Origin of the sequence: uncultured Fluviicola sp. (assembly GCF_902168135.1) — a bacterium.
Lineage (GTDB): Bacteria > Bacteroidota > Bacteroidia > Flavobacteriales_D > Crocinitomicaceae > Fluviicola.
Window position 1 is genome coordinate 289570 of sequence record NZ_CABHOL010000015.1, and the last position, 15172, is coordinate 304741.

At 41.8% G+C, this 15172-nt stretch carries 9 protein-coding genes; 4 read left to right on the forward strand and 5 right to left on the reverse strand.

Features of this window, described 5'->3' with window-relative positions:
- Position 1: 1 nt before the first annotated feature.
- Genes fabG through QZT69_RS04350 form a run of 3 tightly spaced genes read right to left on the reverse strand, consistent with a single transcriptional unit; the run spans position 2 to position 3332 of the window.
- Positions 2 to 733, reverse strand: a complete 732-nt coding sequence (fabG, locus tag QZT69_RS04340; RefSeq protein ID WP_294670835.1) for a 3-oxoacyl-ACP reductase FabG — start codon at positions 731 to 733, stop codon at positions 2 to 4.
- Positions 730 to 2259 (reverse strand): histidine ammonia-lyase, encoded by a 1530-nt coding sequence (hutH, locus tag QZT69_RS04345; protein ID WP_294670837.1) that lies wholly within the window; start codon positions 2257 to 2259, stop codon positions 730 to 732. Before hutH ends, fabG begins: the two co-directional genes overlap by 4 nt.
- 23 nt (positions 2260 to 2282) lie before the next feature.
- Positions 2283 to 3332, reverse strand: a complete 1050-nt coding sequence (locus QZT69_RS04350) for a methyltransferase (RefSeq protein ID WP_294670839.1) — start codon at positions 3330 to 3332, stop codon at positions 2283 to 2285.
- A 412-nt stretch (positions 3333 to 3744) separates the two neighbouring features.
- Here QZT69_RS04350 and QZT69_RS04355 point away from each other — a divergent pair, with 412 nt between their 5' ends.
- The 4 genes from QZT69_RS04355 to QZT69_RS04370 are packed head-to-tail and all read left to right on the forward strand — an operon-like array spanning position 3745 to position 11938.
- Entirely contained in the window at positions 3745 to 5340 is a 1596-nt protein-coding gene (locus QZT69_RS04355) for an NAD(P)/FAD-dependent oxidoreductase (RefSeq protein ID WP_294670840.1), read from the forward strand.
- A 56-nt stretch (positions 5341 to 5396) separates the two neighbouring features.
- Positions 5397 to 9200, forward strand: a complete 3804-nt coding sequence (locus tag QZT69_RS04360) for a 1-acyl-sn-glycerol-3-phosphate acyltransferase (RefSeq protein WP_294670841.1) — start codon at positions 5397 to 5399, stop codon at positions 9198 to 9200.
- Position 9201: 1 nt separating this feature from the next.
- Positions 9202 to 10725 carry an NAD(P)/FAD-dependent oxidoreductase gene (locus QZT69_RS04365; protein WP_294670842.1) on the forward strand — a complete coding sequence of 508 codons (1524 nt, stop codon included), beginning with the start codon at positions 9202 to 9204 and terminating at the stop codon, positions 10723 to 10725.
- Positions 10718 to 11938, forward strand: coding sequence for an NAD(P)/FAD-dependent oxidoreductase (locus tag QZT69_RS04370; protein ID WP_294670845.1), 1221 nt, complete (start codon positions 10718 to 10720; stop codon positions 11936 to 11938). Before QZT69_RS04365 ends, QZT69_RS04370 begins: the two co-directional genes overlap by 8 nt.
- A gap of 294 nt (positions 11939 to 12232) precedes the next feature.
- Here the strand turns inward: QZT69_RS04370 and QZT69_RS04375 are convergent, their stop codons facing one another.
- The gene (locus QZT69_RS04375) at positions 12233 to 13474 is read right to left on the reverse strand and encodes a phenylacetate--CoA ligase family protein (RefSeq protein WP_294670848.1); all 1242 of its coding nucleotides are present in this window, start codon (positions 13472 to 13474) and stop codon (positions 12233 to 12235) included.
- Positions 13464 to 15149 carry a C45 family peptidase gene (locus QZT69_RS04380; protein ID WP_294670851.1) on the reverse strand — a complete coding sequence of 562 codons (1686 nt, stop codon included), beginning with the start codon at positions 15147 to 15149 and terminating at the stop codon, positions 13464 to 13466. Before QZT69_RS04380 ends, QZT69_RS04375 begins: the two co-directional genes overlap by 11 nt.
- Positions 15150 to 15172 lie beyond the last annotated feature (23 nt).

The following is a 15172-nucleotide window of genomic DNA, read 5'->3' on the forward strand; positions in this document are numbered from 1 at the left end:
TCTAAGCGTAAATTCCTCCGTTAATATTAATAACCTCTCCGGTTATGTAAGCTGCTTTTTCCGATGCCAAAAAACTCGCAAGATACGCTACTTCTTCCACTTTTCCAAAGCGGTTTGCAGGAACCATCCGTTTTAATTCATTCATATCCAGGTCACTGGTCATGTCCGACTCAATAAATCCGGGAGCGATTGCATTTACGGTAATGTTCCGTTTAGCGATTTCCTGCGAAAGTGCTTTCGTTGCAGCAATCATGCCACCTTTGGCAGCTGAATAATTGGTTTGTCCGGGAACACCCTTTAAACCGCTTAAAGAGGCAATATTGATGATGCGTCCGCTTCGTTGTCTCAACATACGTTGTATAATTGCTTGTGTGCAGTTATACATTCCTTTCAAAGAAGTGTTCAATACAGCGTCCCAATCCTCTTCGGTTACCCACGGGAATAAATTATCTTTTGTGATACCTGCATTATTTACCAAAACATGGATAATTCCTTCAGGGTTAGCTGAATACCAGTTCTCAACGGCAGTTTTAACGGCTGCGCCGTCTTTCACGTCAAAATGCATCAATTCGCCCGTACCACCTGCCTGCTGAATCAAACGAAGCGTTTCTTCCGCAGCAGCTTTGTTGGAAGCATAATTGATTAATATATGGAGGTTTAAGTCCTGGGATATTTGCAGCGCGATCGCACGTCCAATTCCTCGGGATGCACCTGTGATTAGAGCACATTTCATAGGGCAAGAGTTGTTTTCTTAAGGGTGTTTGTTACGTTTCGGATAGCTTCAAATTGTGGAACATCTTCGTTGATAGTTGGAGAGACCGCACGAATTTGATTATAAATTTCTTTTGTTTTCGAAGAAAGTTTGTTTTTCCTGGTTTCATCCAGTAAATCAATCGCCTGGCAAACAGACATCATGTGGATGGCCATTACCTGGAATCCATTCTCAATTACCTTTTTAGTAATCACGGCGCTGTTCGTTCCCATACTTACGATATCCTGGTTGTCGTTGTTGTTGGAAATACTGTGAACGTACATCGAATTGGAAAGCATCTGGTTTTCAGCAGTTGTGGAAGTCGCCGTAAACTGCATTCCCTGGATCCCGAAATTCAAACCTAAGGTCTGTGTATTCAGGAATGGAGGAAAAACGCCGTTGATTTTGCTGTTCAACAAGAAGTTTAACTGTCTTTCCGCAAGCATCGTCAATTTGGTTATTACCAGTTTGATCTTATCCATTTCCAGTGAAATATAGTCCCCGTGGAAGTTACCTCCATGGAATACATTCTCACGCTCCAGGCTCACAACCGGGTTGTCATTGGTGGAATTGATCTCGTTCTCGATAATTGTCTTCGCGTAGTCCAAAGTGTCTTTTACAGGACCAAGGATTTGCGGAATACAGCGAATGGAGTAATATTCCTGGATTTTTTTCTTGAATTCGGTTGTTTCAGCAACTTTGTCGTCGGTGAAAAGCTCTTCGCGTTTTTTGATCAGGGTGCTGTCTTTCAGGAAGTCACGCATGGATTTGGCAACAAATTGCTGACCGGCGTGCAATTTTACCTCATTCAGGCCTACAGAGAATGAATCGTCATAAGCCTCCACAATTTCGTTGATCATAGTTGAAGCTGCGATTGCCCAATCCAATAAGCGGTATGAGTAGATCAAATTCACCGAACCGATTCCAGACATGCAGGAAGTTCCGTTCATCAATCCCAATCCGTCGCGCAATTTTACTTTTAGAGGGGTAATGTTCTTTTCGGCTAAAACTTCAGAAGTCTTTCTGCGAACACCATCGATGTAAACATATCCTTCGCCGATGAGGTTTAATGCCAAATGAGCCAATTGGACCAAATCACCGCTTGCACCTACACCCCCGTGTTCGTAGATCTCGGGAATAATATCGTGGTTCAGGAACTGGACTAACTTCTCAATCACTCCATAACTGACTCCGGAGTTCCCCTGCATGAAATTCGTTAAACGGGAAAGCACAACTGCTCTCGCGGATTCGGCATCCAATACATTTCCTGTCCCCGAAGAGTGGCTTCGGATCAGGTTATACTGAAGCTGGTTTAATTTGTCTTCATCGATCTTGAACTGAGCCATAGGCCCGAACCCGGTATTGATACCATAGATAATCTTATCGCTTGAAAATTCCTGCAGGAATGAAAACGAACGCTCCAATTCCTTACGGACATCGTCGGAAATTACGTATTCCTTTTTTTCAAGGCTAAAAGCTTCTATCTGTTTTAGATCCAGTTTGTTCATGTAAATTATGAGTGGGGAGTGACTTATTTCGGTAATTTAACTTCAAGGATTGTGTGGAAACGGTCCTCGTGAAGCGGGTGTTCTTTGACAGTTTCGAATCCTGCTTTCTCAATAATGTATTTCATCGCAGTGGAAGAATACATTTTACTGTTTCCGTTTGCCAGGGCTGTAAAATAAAGCGAGGTAGCAATTAAGCTGAATTCTGCTGCCGGAAAGCGCTGATCATCAATGAAAGTTTCCATGATGAAGATCGTAGCGTCCGGTTTCATATGCTTCTTGATTTTCAATAAGATCGCTTCGATTTCTTTTTCACTGAAACAGTCCAGGAACTGGCTCATCCAATAAACGTCTGCTCCTGCAGGAATCTCCGAATCCGGGTCCAGCATGTTGCGTTCGTTGTAGTCTACCCGGTCTTTAATTTCGGAAATAGCTTCGATATTTGCCTGAGCGACTTTTAATTGTACACCCAAATCAAAAATACTTACACGAACATTCGGATCGTGCTGTGTACTTGCAATTGCCCATTTTCCGGTATTTCCACCGATATCGTAAATGTGTTTCGGCTGGTGCTGGAAAATGATTTTCAGTGCTTCTCCGAATGAATTGTCGGAATAATGGTGGTCGAATTCAAACCACGATTTTTTCAACTGTTCCGGTAAAAGTGATAAGCCCTCATAAATGGTATTCCACGGACCGATTTCTTTTAAACCTTCCGGCTTTCCGTTCAAAATAGAATCTTTTAAATGGAAAAGCCCTTTATAACAGATATCCTGAGTGAACATCATGTTCACTTTTGTCATCTCATCTCTTGTTAAAAAGTAACCGATTTTAGAAAGGGTATACTTGTCTTCATTCAGTTCAAGCACGTCTGCTGCTTTAGCCATTTCAACCAAAACGCGAACCCCGTATTCACTGATGTTTTTGCGCTTGGCAATTTCCTCAATGGTTAAACCGGCTCTTTCTTCGTACAATTCATCCATGATTCCAAGGCTGGACATCGTATAAACGGTTTGGAATACAAACGGGCTAAAGGCAATTTTTTGTGCCTCATACAAAGAGTTTAATGCTTTCATGGGTTCAATCTATACCGAATTTGAGTTTAGTTACTTGTCGTTCGATCAGGGTTAATTTAAAACGTGGCGTCAAAGTTAGAAAAAAAAATAGTTTCTTGTTTGTATGTTAATTCTTCATAGCAAGCAAATTAACGTGAGTTCGGGAAAGGCGTGTCTTCAGATCGCTTGGAAGTGGTGTGTTACGAGCGTAAATAAGACGCAATATCGGGTTGTTTCGATGAAATTTTCAGTAAGCAGACTGCTGTTTACCGGCAATCACAAGTTTTATTCATAGAAGGAAATAATTTACCGGCTGAAGGATTAAAACATTTTTGATATCCATTAATTGCATTATTTCTGAGGGATCACCTTAATTACTAAAATCGGGAATTTTGAAGCGCCGAAAGCTCTATTTCATTAATTTTGAACCCGAATGAACGAAGAATTTGACGTTACCATCATCGGCTCGGGTGTAAGCGGTTTACTTTCCGCAGCATTATTGTCCAGATCAGGAATGAAAGTCCTTGTATTGGAAAAACACTACCTGATCGGGGGATATTTACAGGGTTTTGAACGCAAAGATTTTGTTTTTGATACTGCTATTCACTGGTTAAATCAATACAACGAGGAAGGAACAGTAACCCGTGTTTTTAAAATGCTGGGAGAGGATTACCCGAAACCTCAATTGATGAAACGTATTCAACGGCATATTTCCACCAATCACGATTACCTGCTTACGAATAATCCGGATGAATTGAGGGATCGGTTGATTTTGGATTTTCCGCATGAAAAGAAAGGAATTGAGCGATTTTTTAAAGTTGCCAGGCGTATTGCGAAGGTTTCACTCCGGTTTCCGGAATTCTTCCAATCCATAGAAACCAAGTCTCCACTGGAAATACCATTCTTTCGGTTGAAACAGCTTGGAATCATCTATCCGTTGATTCCTTATGCTATCGGTGGTGACGATGTGAAAAAAGGATTGAGCAAATTTTTCAAGGACCCGGCGCTGCAGGAACTTTTCTGCACGGAGCGCGATCTGCTTTCATGCATCTTCCCGATTGCCTGGGCATATAATTCGGACTACCAAAACCCGCCCATCGGTGGAAGCCAGGTGATTCCTGCATGGCTCGAAAAACAGGTTGTGCCGGAGAAATGCGAGATCCGATTAAGCTCTGAAGTAGTTGGATTTGATTTTGAGAATGAACTCATAACAGCGGTCCGCTATAAAAATCGCGGGAAAGAATACCAGGTAAAAACGAACTATGTTATTGCGGCCTGTGATGTCGACTTCCTGTACCGGAAATTAGTACCACAGCACCTGGTTCCGCCAAAATTCTTCGAAACATTGAATGAATCGGAGATGTACAGTTCTTCGGTGACTATATCCGTGGCTTTGGACTGTACGGCAGAAAGTTTAGGTTTCGGGCACGAATTGACCCTTGTTTGTGAGGAATCCAGTACCCGTGATGAGCACAGTTCCGGTGATCCGCACAAATCTGCGATTTCTGTTTTGGCGCCTACTGTCCGCGATCATACACTTGCCCCGGAAGGAATGGGCACTGTTACGCTGTATGTTCCGGCGTGGATGGATTATATGAACAACTGGCAGACAGAAAAGAATGCCAAGGGAGATTTTGTTCGGACCGAAGCCTATAAGAAATTGAAGGATGACTTTGCCCGGATCATTTTTGAACGGGTAGAAGCTAAAATGTGTCCGGACCTGCGTAAACACATCTTGTTTTACGAAGTGGCTACTCCGGTTACTTATTACCGCTATACGGGTAATAAGAACGGTTCCATGATGGGAACACGTCCCGGGAAGAAAAACATGCAGAGCAAAATTGCGCATTACCGAACGCCGGTGAAAAATTTAATTGTGGGCGGTCAGTGGGCAGAATTGGGCGGTGGTGTTCCGATTGCCGTTAAAACAGCTTTCAATGCATCCTTAATTGTGCTGAAGAAATGGGACAAACCCAAATTCAAAAAACTGCTAAATGCATACAAAAAAGGTACAAAACTCACAGCATGAGATATTTTTGTAGCTTTGCCGCCTAATAATTTCTCCTCTTTCCGAAACTAACACTCATGATCGGTCAAATTTGTGCTCGAATAGTTGAATTTTTTCTTAAAAAAAGACTTGTTTTTTGGGGAAGTTTCATGCTTGTGCTTGCTTTTTTGTTTGTTGGTGTTTCCAAATTGAAGATCAACGAAGATCTCTATGCCATTTTTCCGCAGGGAAAGGAATTCAAAAAGTTTAGCGACATCGTTCAGAAGAATAAACTGAATAAGCAGGTAGTTTTCTCTATCGAAGCGCAGGAAGATGAGGAAGTCACGCTTGAAAAACTGGAAGAACTGAAAGCTGACCTGGAAAAGCAATTCTCCAAAGAACTAAAAGATGTGGAGGTTGTAAAGTCAGTAGATGAGGGTGCCTTGATCGCATTCCTTCAGAAAAGTTCGCTGTACAACCTGACAAATAAGGATTACGAAAAGTTACAGGAAAAACTTCAAAAAGATTCCATTGCAAGGGGATTGAAACGAACTGCGGATTTATTAACCGGACCAAATGCTTTCTTCGTAAGCAAATTGGCTGCAAACGATCCACTGGGATTGTTTTACGGACAATTGAAGCAGTTGAATCCGAATGGTGATTCCAGTACCTATATTGTAAAGGACGGGGTTGTTTACTCACAGGATGAACGCTATGCTTTTTTCTTCGGAACTATTGACCTGAACCAGAAGGACACCAAAAAGCTGGAGAAATTTGCGGACCGTTTGGAAGGTTTTAAGCAAACGAAAGCCAAGGAAAAAGGACTGAACTTTGATTATTTCGGAACTTTCCAGATCGCTGTTGCAAACGCAAAACAAGTCAAGTCGGATTCGTTTCTAACTGCAATTATCAGTATAACAGCTATTTTGCTGCTGCTGATTTTTTATTACAGAAGTGTTTTGGCTCCTTTCTATTTTCTGCTTCCCGGCTTTTTCGGAATCCTGAGCGGGGCTGGATTGGTGGGTTACCTGCATCCTGAGATATCGGCAATTTCGCTGGCTACCTCTTCTGTTTTACTTGGAATTGTACTGGATTATTCTTTCCACTTCTTTACGCATTTGAAGCATTTGGGAAGCGTGGTTAAAACGGTGAAAGAGATCAGTTCACCGATGATGCTTGGTAGTTTTACAACCATTGCTGCACTTGGGGCTTTACTTTTCACTAATTCTGTAGTTCTTCAGAATTTCGGATTAATTGCACTTTGTACTTTGTCGGGATCGGTGCTTTTTACCCTGCTTTTCCTTCCGGTATTGATCGAAAGCCTGGGAATCCGAATCAAGGACAAAAACAACTACAAAGTTAATTTTAAACTAAAAAAATCGTTTGTAAGAGTCTCGTTTTTACTGATCACCCTGGTCTCATTGGTGTTTTTATATAGGTCATCCGATGTGAATTTTGATTCGGATATGAACAACTTGTCGTTCCATACTCCGGAGCTAAAAGAGAAAGAGAAGTTTTATACAGGCATCAACCCGAATTCGGATAAAAAACTCTTTGTTTTTTCATCTGCTCCAACGAAAGAAGCAGCCCGCGCTCAAAACGACGCGGTTTATCAAACATTTGTATCTGCAAAAGAACAATACGGGATTTCGGAATTTGTTTCGTTGTCGCCTTATCTTCCTTCCGATAGAACGCTGAATGAATCACAAAAGAACTGGCGTCAATTCTGGAGTGCCAATCCGAAGGTGGCAGCTGAAATCAAAGAGCTTGCTCCAAACTACGGATTGAATGCAGCGGGTTTTGAACCGTTTTTTAGTTCCACCGAATCACTTTCTTTCGATAAAAAGGAAGGTGAGAACCTGGCAAAGGAAATCGGGCTGAGTAAATTTGTTTCGGAGGACGAGGGAAGACATACTTATGTGACTTCTATTACCGTTAAGAAAGACAAACAGGAACTTGTTAAAGGAGAACTCGATCGAATCGATGGAATTTTTGTCCTGGATATTTCAGAAATGGCCAAATCGATGCTGAATGTAGTGAAACAGGATTTCGATTACCTGTTCTTGTTCTCATCACTGCTTGTATTCTTTTCCCTTTTGATCATTTACGGAAGGATCGAATTGACTTTATTTGCGTTCTTCCCAATGGTTTTGGGCTGGATCTGGATCCTGGGAATTGCAAGCATTTTTGATATTCCGTTCAACTTCATCAATATCATTGTTGCAACCTTCATTTTCGGTTTGGGAGACGACTTCAGTATCTTCACCACCGACGGACTGATCCAGCAGGCCAGAACAGGAGTGAATTCCCTGAAATCAACACAATCGGGAATCATCCTTTCGGGAATTGCAACCATGATCGGGACAGGAGTGCTCATTTTCGCAAAACATCCTGCTATTCATTCCATCGGAACGATAAGTGTTATTGGGATCGGGTCTATCATGCTGATTACTTTATACGTTCAGCCCCGGGTTTACAACTTTTTTGTGCTGAACAGGAAGAAAAAGGGCCGGGGACCGATTACCTTTTTCTACTTCATTTATAGTTTGCTCTTATTTTTCTACTTCTTTGTCGGAAGTCTGATCCTGAATATCCTGTTGATCTTCGTGTTGATTCCAACTCCAATCAGCCGCATTAAGAAACAGGAAATACTGAACTTCTCCATTTCCAAATTGGCGAAATCTACCTTGTATGCCGGTCTGCATGTTGAAAAGAGAATTATTGACAGGCAACGGTTGAATTACAGGGATCCAAGTATCATCATCCCGAATCACACCTCGTTTTTGGATATTTTGGTAGTGCTGATGCTTAATCCCAAAACGATTATTATGGTTAAGAAATGGGTATACAATTCGCCTATTTTTGCTCCTTTTATTCGGTATGGGGGTTATTTATTTGCAGAAGAGGGTGCCGACGGAAATTTGGGAGAAATCAAAAAACGGATCGGCGAAGGTTATTCCATCGTTATTTTTCCTGAAGGAACACGTAGTCCGGATGGTGAAATCAAGCGTTTTCATAAAGGAGCATTTTATATTTCAAAGGAACTGAATATTCCGGTTCAGCCTTTACTGATTTTAGGCAATCACGAAGTGAACCCGAAGAATGACCTGATCATCAATCAGGGGAAAATTTTGGTAAAACCACTGAGACGCATGCGCGCATTGGAAAGAGAGTCTTACAGTGATTTTTCCAAACGGGCAATGAAGGTAATGCGTGCCGAAATGGTAGAATTCCGAAAAGAATACGCGGATACATCTTTTTATACCCGCAAGGTACTTGAGAATTACTTGCTAAAGGGTCCGGTTTTGGAATGGTATGTCCGTGTAAAATGGATGATGGAACGCAAGAATTTTGATTTCTACAACCACTTGATCGGTGATCGAAAACGTATTGTGGATGTGGGTTGCGGCTATGGTTATCTTTCTGTTTTCCTGCATTATTTCGATCCTTCACGTGAAATAATCGGGATGGATTACGACGAAGACAAGGTTGCTGTTGCAGATAACTGCATTAAGAAATCTTCCGGGTTGAGTTTCCACGCTGCCGATATTCGGGAATGGGACATGCCGGAAGCGGACGTTTATTTCTTTAATGATGTGATCCACTACCTGCGTCCGGAAGAACAGCTGGAGTTATTGAAAAAAGTCAATACGAAACTGGGAGCAAATGGAATTATCGTAATCCGTGATGGAATCATCGAGTTCCGTGACCGATTGAAAAACACCAAATTAACAGAGACGCTTTCCACAAAATGGTTTAATTTTAATAAGACGACGAATGATCTGTCATTCCTGTCTGCAAAAGAAATAGAGCGTTTTGCAAACGAGAACGGATTTGGTTTCGAATTGATCGAGCATTCATCCAAGACTTCGAATGTATTGATGATCCTAAAAAAACTTTGAGTTGAACCCGGGACAAAAGATAATAGTAATCGGTAGTGGTATCGGCGGCTTGGTGAGCGCTTTGGTACTTGCTAAACATGGTTATAAAGTTCAGGTCCTGGAAAAAAATCACCAGATCGGTGGTTCTCTGCAGGTGTTCAGCCGTGACAAAAAAGTATTCGATACCGGTGTTCACTATGTCGGCGGATTGGATAAAGGAGAAAATCTCTACCGCATTTTCAAGTATTTGGGAATCTATGACGACTTAAAGATGAAACGCCTGGATGAGCAAGCGTTTGACATCATCCGCCTGGCAAACGGCAAAACAGTAAGTCATGGAATAGGTTATCAAAACTTTACGGAACAATTGAAAGCCAGTTTCCCGGAAAATGCCGGTGATATCGACCAAATTGTTCATGAAATACAAGTATATTGTACCTATTTCCCGCTTTACAATATTGAACTGGAATCGGAGATCAATTACGTGGAACATACGGAAGTATTGGAAGTTGGTGCCTGGGAGCATCTTGCCTCTTTAACCGACAATGAAGATCTCATCAAAGTAATCCTGGGTTCAGGGCCGCTTTATGCCGGAATAAAAGGAGTTACGCCATTTTACGTGGTTGCCCTGATATTGAATAGTTTCATCAAAGGCAGTTATCGTTTTATCAATGGAGGTTCACAGATCGCCAAACTGCTGAAGAAGAAAATTTCAGAGAATGGCGGAGAAGTTTTGAAAAGGAAAGAAGTAACAGGCGCAAATTTCAATGAGTCGGGAACAATAGAGTCCGTTATCTGTTCAGACGGAAGCGAGTTTTCCTGTGATTTTGTGATCTCAAACTTACATCCGAAGGAAACTATCAGCCTGCTGGGAAAAGAGCGTTTTAAAACCGCTTACACGAATCGGGTGAATGCATTACCGAACACGATCGCATCATTTATGGTGTATTTATCGCTGCATGAAAATACCCTTCCGTATTTCAACTCCAATTATTACGATTATTTCACCGATAACATTTGGAACGAAGAGTTCCATTTTTCGGAAGAGTGGCCTCAGATGACCTTTACCTCTGCCCAGGTTTCCAAAAACACGAAGGAATATGCAGAATCTCTTTCAGTGATGTGTTACCTCGACTTTAATGAATTTAAGACCTGGGAAGATTCCGTTCGGACCATTGTTAAGGAAGGAACACGTGAGGAGGCTTATGAAGCCTTTAAAAGAGCATGTGAAGAGCGTATTTTGGTCCGCCTTGAAGAACGTTTTCCCGGAATCAGATCGAAAGTAAAAAATTGCTATTCTTCTACTCCGGTTACTTACCGGGATTACGTTTCCACCCCAAATGGTTCCATGTATGGGATACAGAAGGACTTCAAACACACCCACAAGACACAGATTAATACAAAAACGCATATTCCGAATTTGTTCCTTACAGGGCAAAACATCATTTTCCACGGAATTTTGGGAGCTACCATTGGTGCTCTTGTAACATCTTTTAATTTTGTAAACAATAAGCAAGTAATAGAAAAAATCAAAATGTATGACTAAAGAAGTTGATGTTGTTGTAATTGGTGCAGGTCCTGCCGGTTCTGTAGCTTCCTCTAAATTGATTAAAGAGGGTTTAAAAGTTTTGGTTTTGGAAAAGATGCAGTTCCCGCGATTTGTAATCGGTGAAAGCTTATTGCCGCACAGTATGGATTATTTGGATGAGTTAAATCTTCTTCCGGCTGTAGAAGCTTTGAATTTCCAGGTGAAAACCGGAGCATGCTTCTATCATGACGGTGAGCGCTGTGATTTCTTGTTCGAAAACCAATTCACGGATGGCTGGTCATACACATTCCAGGTTAAACGCGCTGATTTTGATCACGCATTGATTAAAGAAGTTGAAAAACAGGGGGCGGAAGTAGAATTCCAGGCTGAGGTGACAAATGTAAATACTTCTGCAACGACACAAGTAGTTACTTACCGCGACAGCAACGGCGATATTCATGAAGTTCATTGCCGCTTTGTTATGGATGCAAGTGGATACGGACGTGTACTTCCGCAAATGTTCAACCTGGAAGTTCCGGTTTCAACACCACCTCGCGGAGCAGTTTTCGCACACCTGGATGACACCAGAAGAACCCCGGAAGACGGAAGGAATATCTTTGTTCACGCATTCAATGACAATACTGCCTGGATTTGGTCCATTCCTTTTTCGGATGGAACCGCGTCTGTAGGGATTGTCGGAAATAAAGACTTTGTGGAGGAATGCTATGCAGACGGTGGAAAGCTTTTCAAGCAAAAAGTAGCTGAATTCCCGGGATTGAACGGACGTTATGATGGTGTTGAGTTTATGTTCGAGCCGCGTCTGATCGTTAATTATGCGGTTTCTGTAAAACAGGTTTACGGAGAAGGTTACGTGCTTTGCGGAAACAGTACGGAATTCCTGGACCCAATCTTTAGCTCCGGAGTAACATTAGCGATTTCTTCAGGTTACAAGGCTGCTGCCCTGGTTGCCAAGCAATTGAACGGCGGACAAGTGGATTGGGAAAATGATTACAGCGCTGTTCTTAAGAAGGGGATTGATGTATTCCGAACTTATGTACTTGCTTGGTATGAAGGGACATTGGGTGATATTTTCTTTAGCGAGAAGATCGATGAAACGATCAGACAACAAATTTGTTCGGTATTGGCAGGTTACGTTTGGGATGAAACGAATCCATTTGTCAAAAAGCACAATACACTGGTAAATGCGGTGGCACACATTGTGAAAATGTAAGAATATAATTGGAATCTTGCAGGCGCGCAATGCATTGCGCGCCTTTTTTGTTTACCACAGATACACAGATTAAAAGGGCACTTACCAGTTGCCCTATGGGAAGCAAAGAGACGACCAGTATTAAGACAGTTAACACCAAAAAAGTACATAAGAAGGTAACAAAGATTGAAATTTAGATTACTTTTTAACAAGAAGGATATTCAAACCTTTGCGTTCTTTGCTCCTTCGCTAACCGCATGTAGCCAAAGCTTTAGCGGCGGCACAAGCTATAGCGCAAGCGTTCACAACCACAATTTATTTAAATACAATTTTCTCCGGTTTGCGCATGTGGTTCTTAAACACCTGGCTTCTCAGGTAATCTGTTTCAAGGAACACAAAATGCGGAACCACTCGCAATTTTGCTTTGCAATCTTCGATAATCTGGTTCATTACCGGGTGATGTTCTATCCGGTTTTCAAGAAGGATTGTAATGGTATCATGGCCCAGGTAATCTTTTGCAACCTCAATTTTGTAGCAGGCGATCTCTGATCTGCTGTCGAATATTTCATAGATCGAAGGTGGGAAAATAGTGGTTCCCTTAAACTTGATCATTTGGTTCTTGCGTCCTAAAATAGGTCCGATCCGTGGAGATGTTCTTCCACACCTGCAGGCCTCCCGATAAATTCGGGCAACGTCACCTGTTTTATAGCGTATTAACGGAGTTCCTTCAGTTCCCAAAGTTGTGATAACAATTTCTCCTTTTTCGCCGTGAGGAACCTCTTTTCCTTCTTCGTCCAATACTTCCAGGTAAATCAGATCTTGATTTAAATGACCACCCTGGTGTGCGGTACATTCCGTAAATGCAGCTCCCATTTCCGTAGAGGCATAGGTAGAGAACAATTCAATGTTCCAATCTGCATGAATTCGTTTTGCCAATACATTCTCGGAAAGATCGTCCTCGCGAATAGGTTCTCCGATACAGATTGCTGCACGAACCGAGGTTTGATTGATGTCAATGCCGTTTTGCTTCGCATAATCGATTAGATTCACTAAGAAACTCGGGACTGCGATCAGGATAGTCGGTTTGTTCTCCAAAATGGAATTCCATTGCAATGCCGGAACTCCGGGCCCAATGCGGATCATTCCTGCGTTCAGTTCCTGAACACCTAAATAATAAGCCAGCCCGGCCATGAATTGCTTGTCGATGGTTGTCATCAGCTGGAAAAGATCCCCGGCCTTTGCACCTGTCAGTTCAAAAGATTCTTTTTCGTTTTTCGCCAAACGAACCAAATCTTTCTTTGTAAGATAGATTGTTACGGGTTTTCCGGAAGTGCCTGAAGTAGTTACGTATTCAGCTACCTGGTGCGAAGGAACACACAAAAAATCGCGGTTATTTTGCGACAGATCTTCTTTCGTTGTAAAGGGAAGTTCTTTAAATGCTTCCCAGCTTAATGAGTCCAACGCATTTTTTGAAAAATGTCTTTGGTAAAATGGGGCATGATTTACCGCATAGCGAATTGTTTTATCTACTTGTTCAAGGATCTTGCTACTTTCCATTTTTTCGACATTCTTTGATCAAATTTCGCAATTCTTCTTCAATTTGAGGTGATGCAACGTGTTTTGTAAGCGCAACCTGGTAGTAATGAACAGCCTTTTTATATTGCTTCTTCTTTTGGAAATACTTTCCTAATTGCTCATAAGTAACATAAGACTCCGAATTGTCTGCAATGAATTTGTCAACCTCATTTGCTGAGAGATTCAAAGGTTTATCAAACATCAGGTAAGCAGTGATTTGCTGTTTAACGAGTTTAAATGCTTTGAATTTGCTGTACGCTCCGGAAGTTAGGAACGGATCCCGTGAAATGGTGTCTACCAGCTGAATGTGTTTGGTCTTGAATGTTTTTGTCAGATCATAGCCCAGGAAAGTTCCCAATTGATAATCCGAGCTGGAGATATAGTACATTTTGCTTTCCGGCTGCATAACTACGCTGTGATGTGCCAGCAGTTGATTAATAGCTCGCGGGTTTCCCATTCCGATTGTATCTCCGGATTTTGTGTTCAGGGAACCATACTGATCTCTCAGAATAGAAGCTGCGTCATTACGATCCAGTGAGGTTGATCCTCTGAGTAATTGCTGCATGCGGTCAAAACGGTATTTGGAATCACTGTTTGCGATGTTCTTCACATTTGCGTCGTCTTTTTTGAAAACATCTGATTGATAGTGATTGGCACAAACCAGGACATCCGTTTTACTTTCATAAACACCTAATTTTTTAGGTGATTTTTCAATCAGGACAGCTTTTCCGTCTTCAGCAGAGGAAACCATTAGTGTTTCGGAAACAAAGGTGTGCCGTTTTTTAGCAATAGCCACAGCTTCGTCGATATTTTTTGCATATTGCAGGATCTCGCGTGCCAGCAGGGATATTGGCATTTTTGAGCTGGTCGGCAAATCGGATTTGGAAGCATTGATCGTTACCGTCAATCCTTTTTCGTTCATTCCGGATGCTACACCCGTAAATCCCGCCCAGGAATAGGACGTGAACTTGTAGCCTTTGCTCGGATTCACAAAAATGACCAATTTGTTCTTCGCGAAATCATCGCCCACATAGAAATCAAAATTCCTTCCGACCAACAATTCTTTATCGGCACTTTTCTGCCCTTTTACTGCAAAAGAAGTACAGCCGACTACGCTGTAATCATTCAAAGCATGCCCGATATCGTGGGCAGCGTGGTAATTCAGGATGCGAGTGTATTTGGAAGCAATGTAATCGTAACGATCAGAAAAGGCCAGGGAAATACCGTAAATTTCCTGTTGGTTCTCTAATGGAATATTCTCCGGTAAGTCACTGTTGAAGAATCCGACCATTAGTTTAATGACATGTCTCCACAATTTATTCGGCAGGAAATTGTTGATTTGACCAACGAAGATATCTTCCTGTTCCTGCACCAGCTCTTTGGCAAGTTTGCCATAAATAACACCTCTTTCGTAAGGTTCACCCTCCAGGTACATTTCCCAAACGCCGTATTGGTTTTTTTTGAGGTAAGAATTTCCGAGTACGTAGTGATCTTTCCCAACTTTTTTGCGTTCTCCAATGTGTATTTCCGGAACTTCAGGAGTGTCAATTTGGGCATTGAACAAAACGATTGTAAACAAGACAAAAATGAAGGCGAAAAGCAACTCTGTGGGTATCCAAATAAGACGGAACAGGTATTTAAAAATGGTTTTGATCACGCGTATGGAATAATTGAGTACAA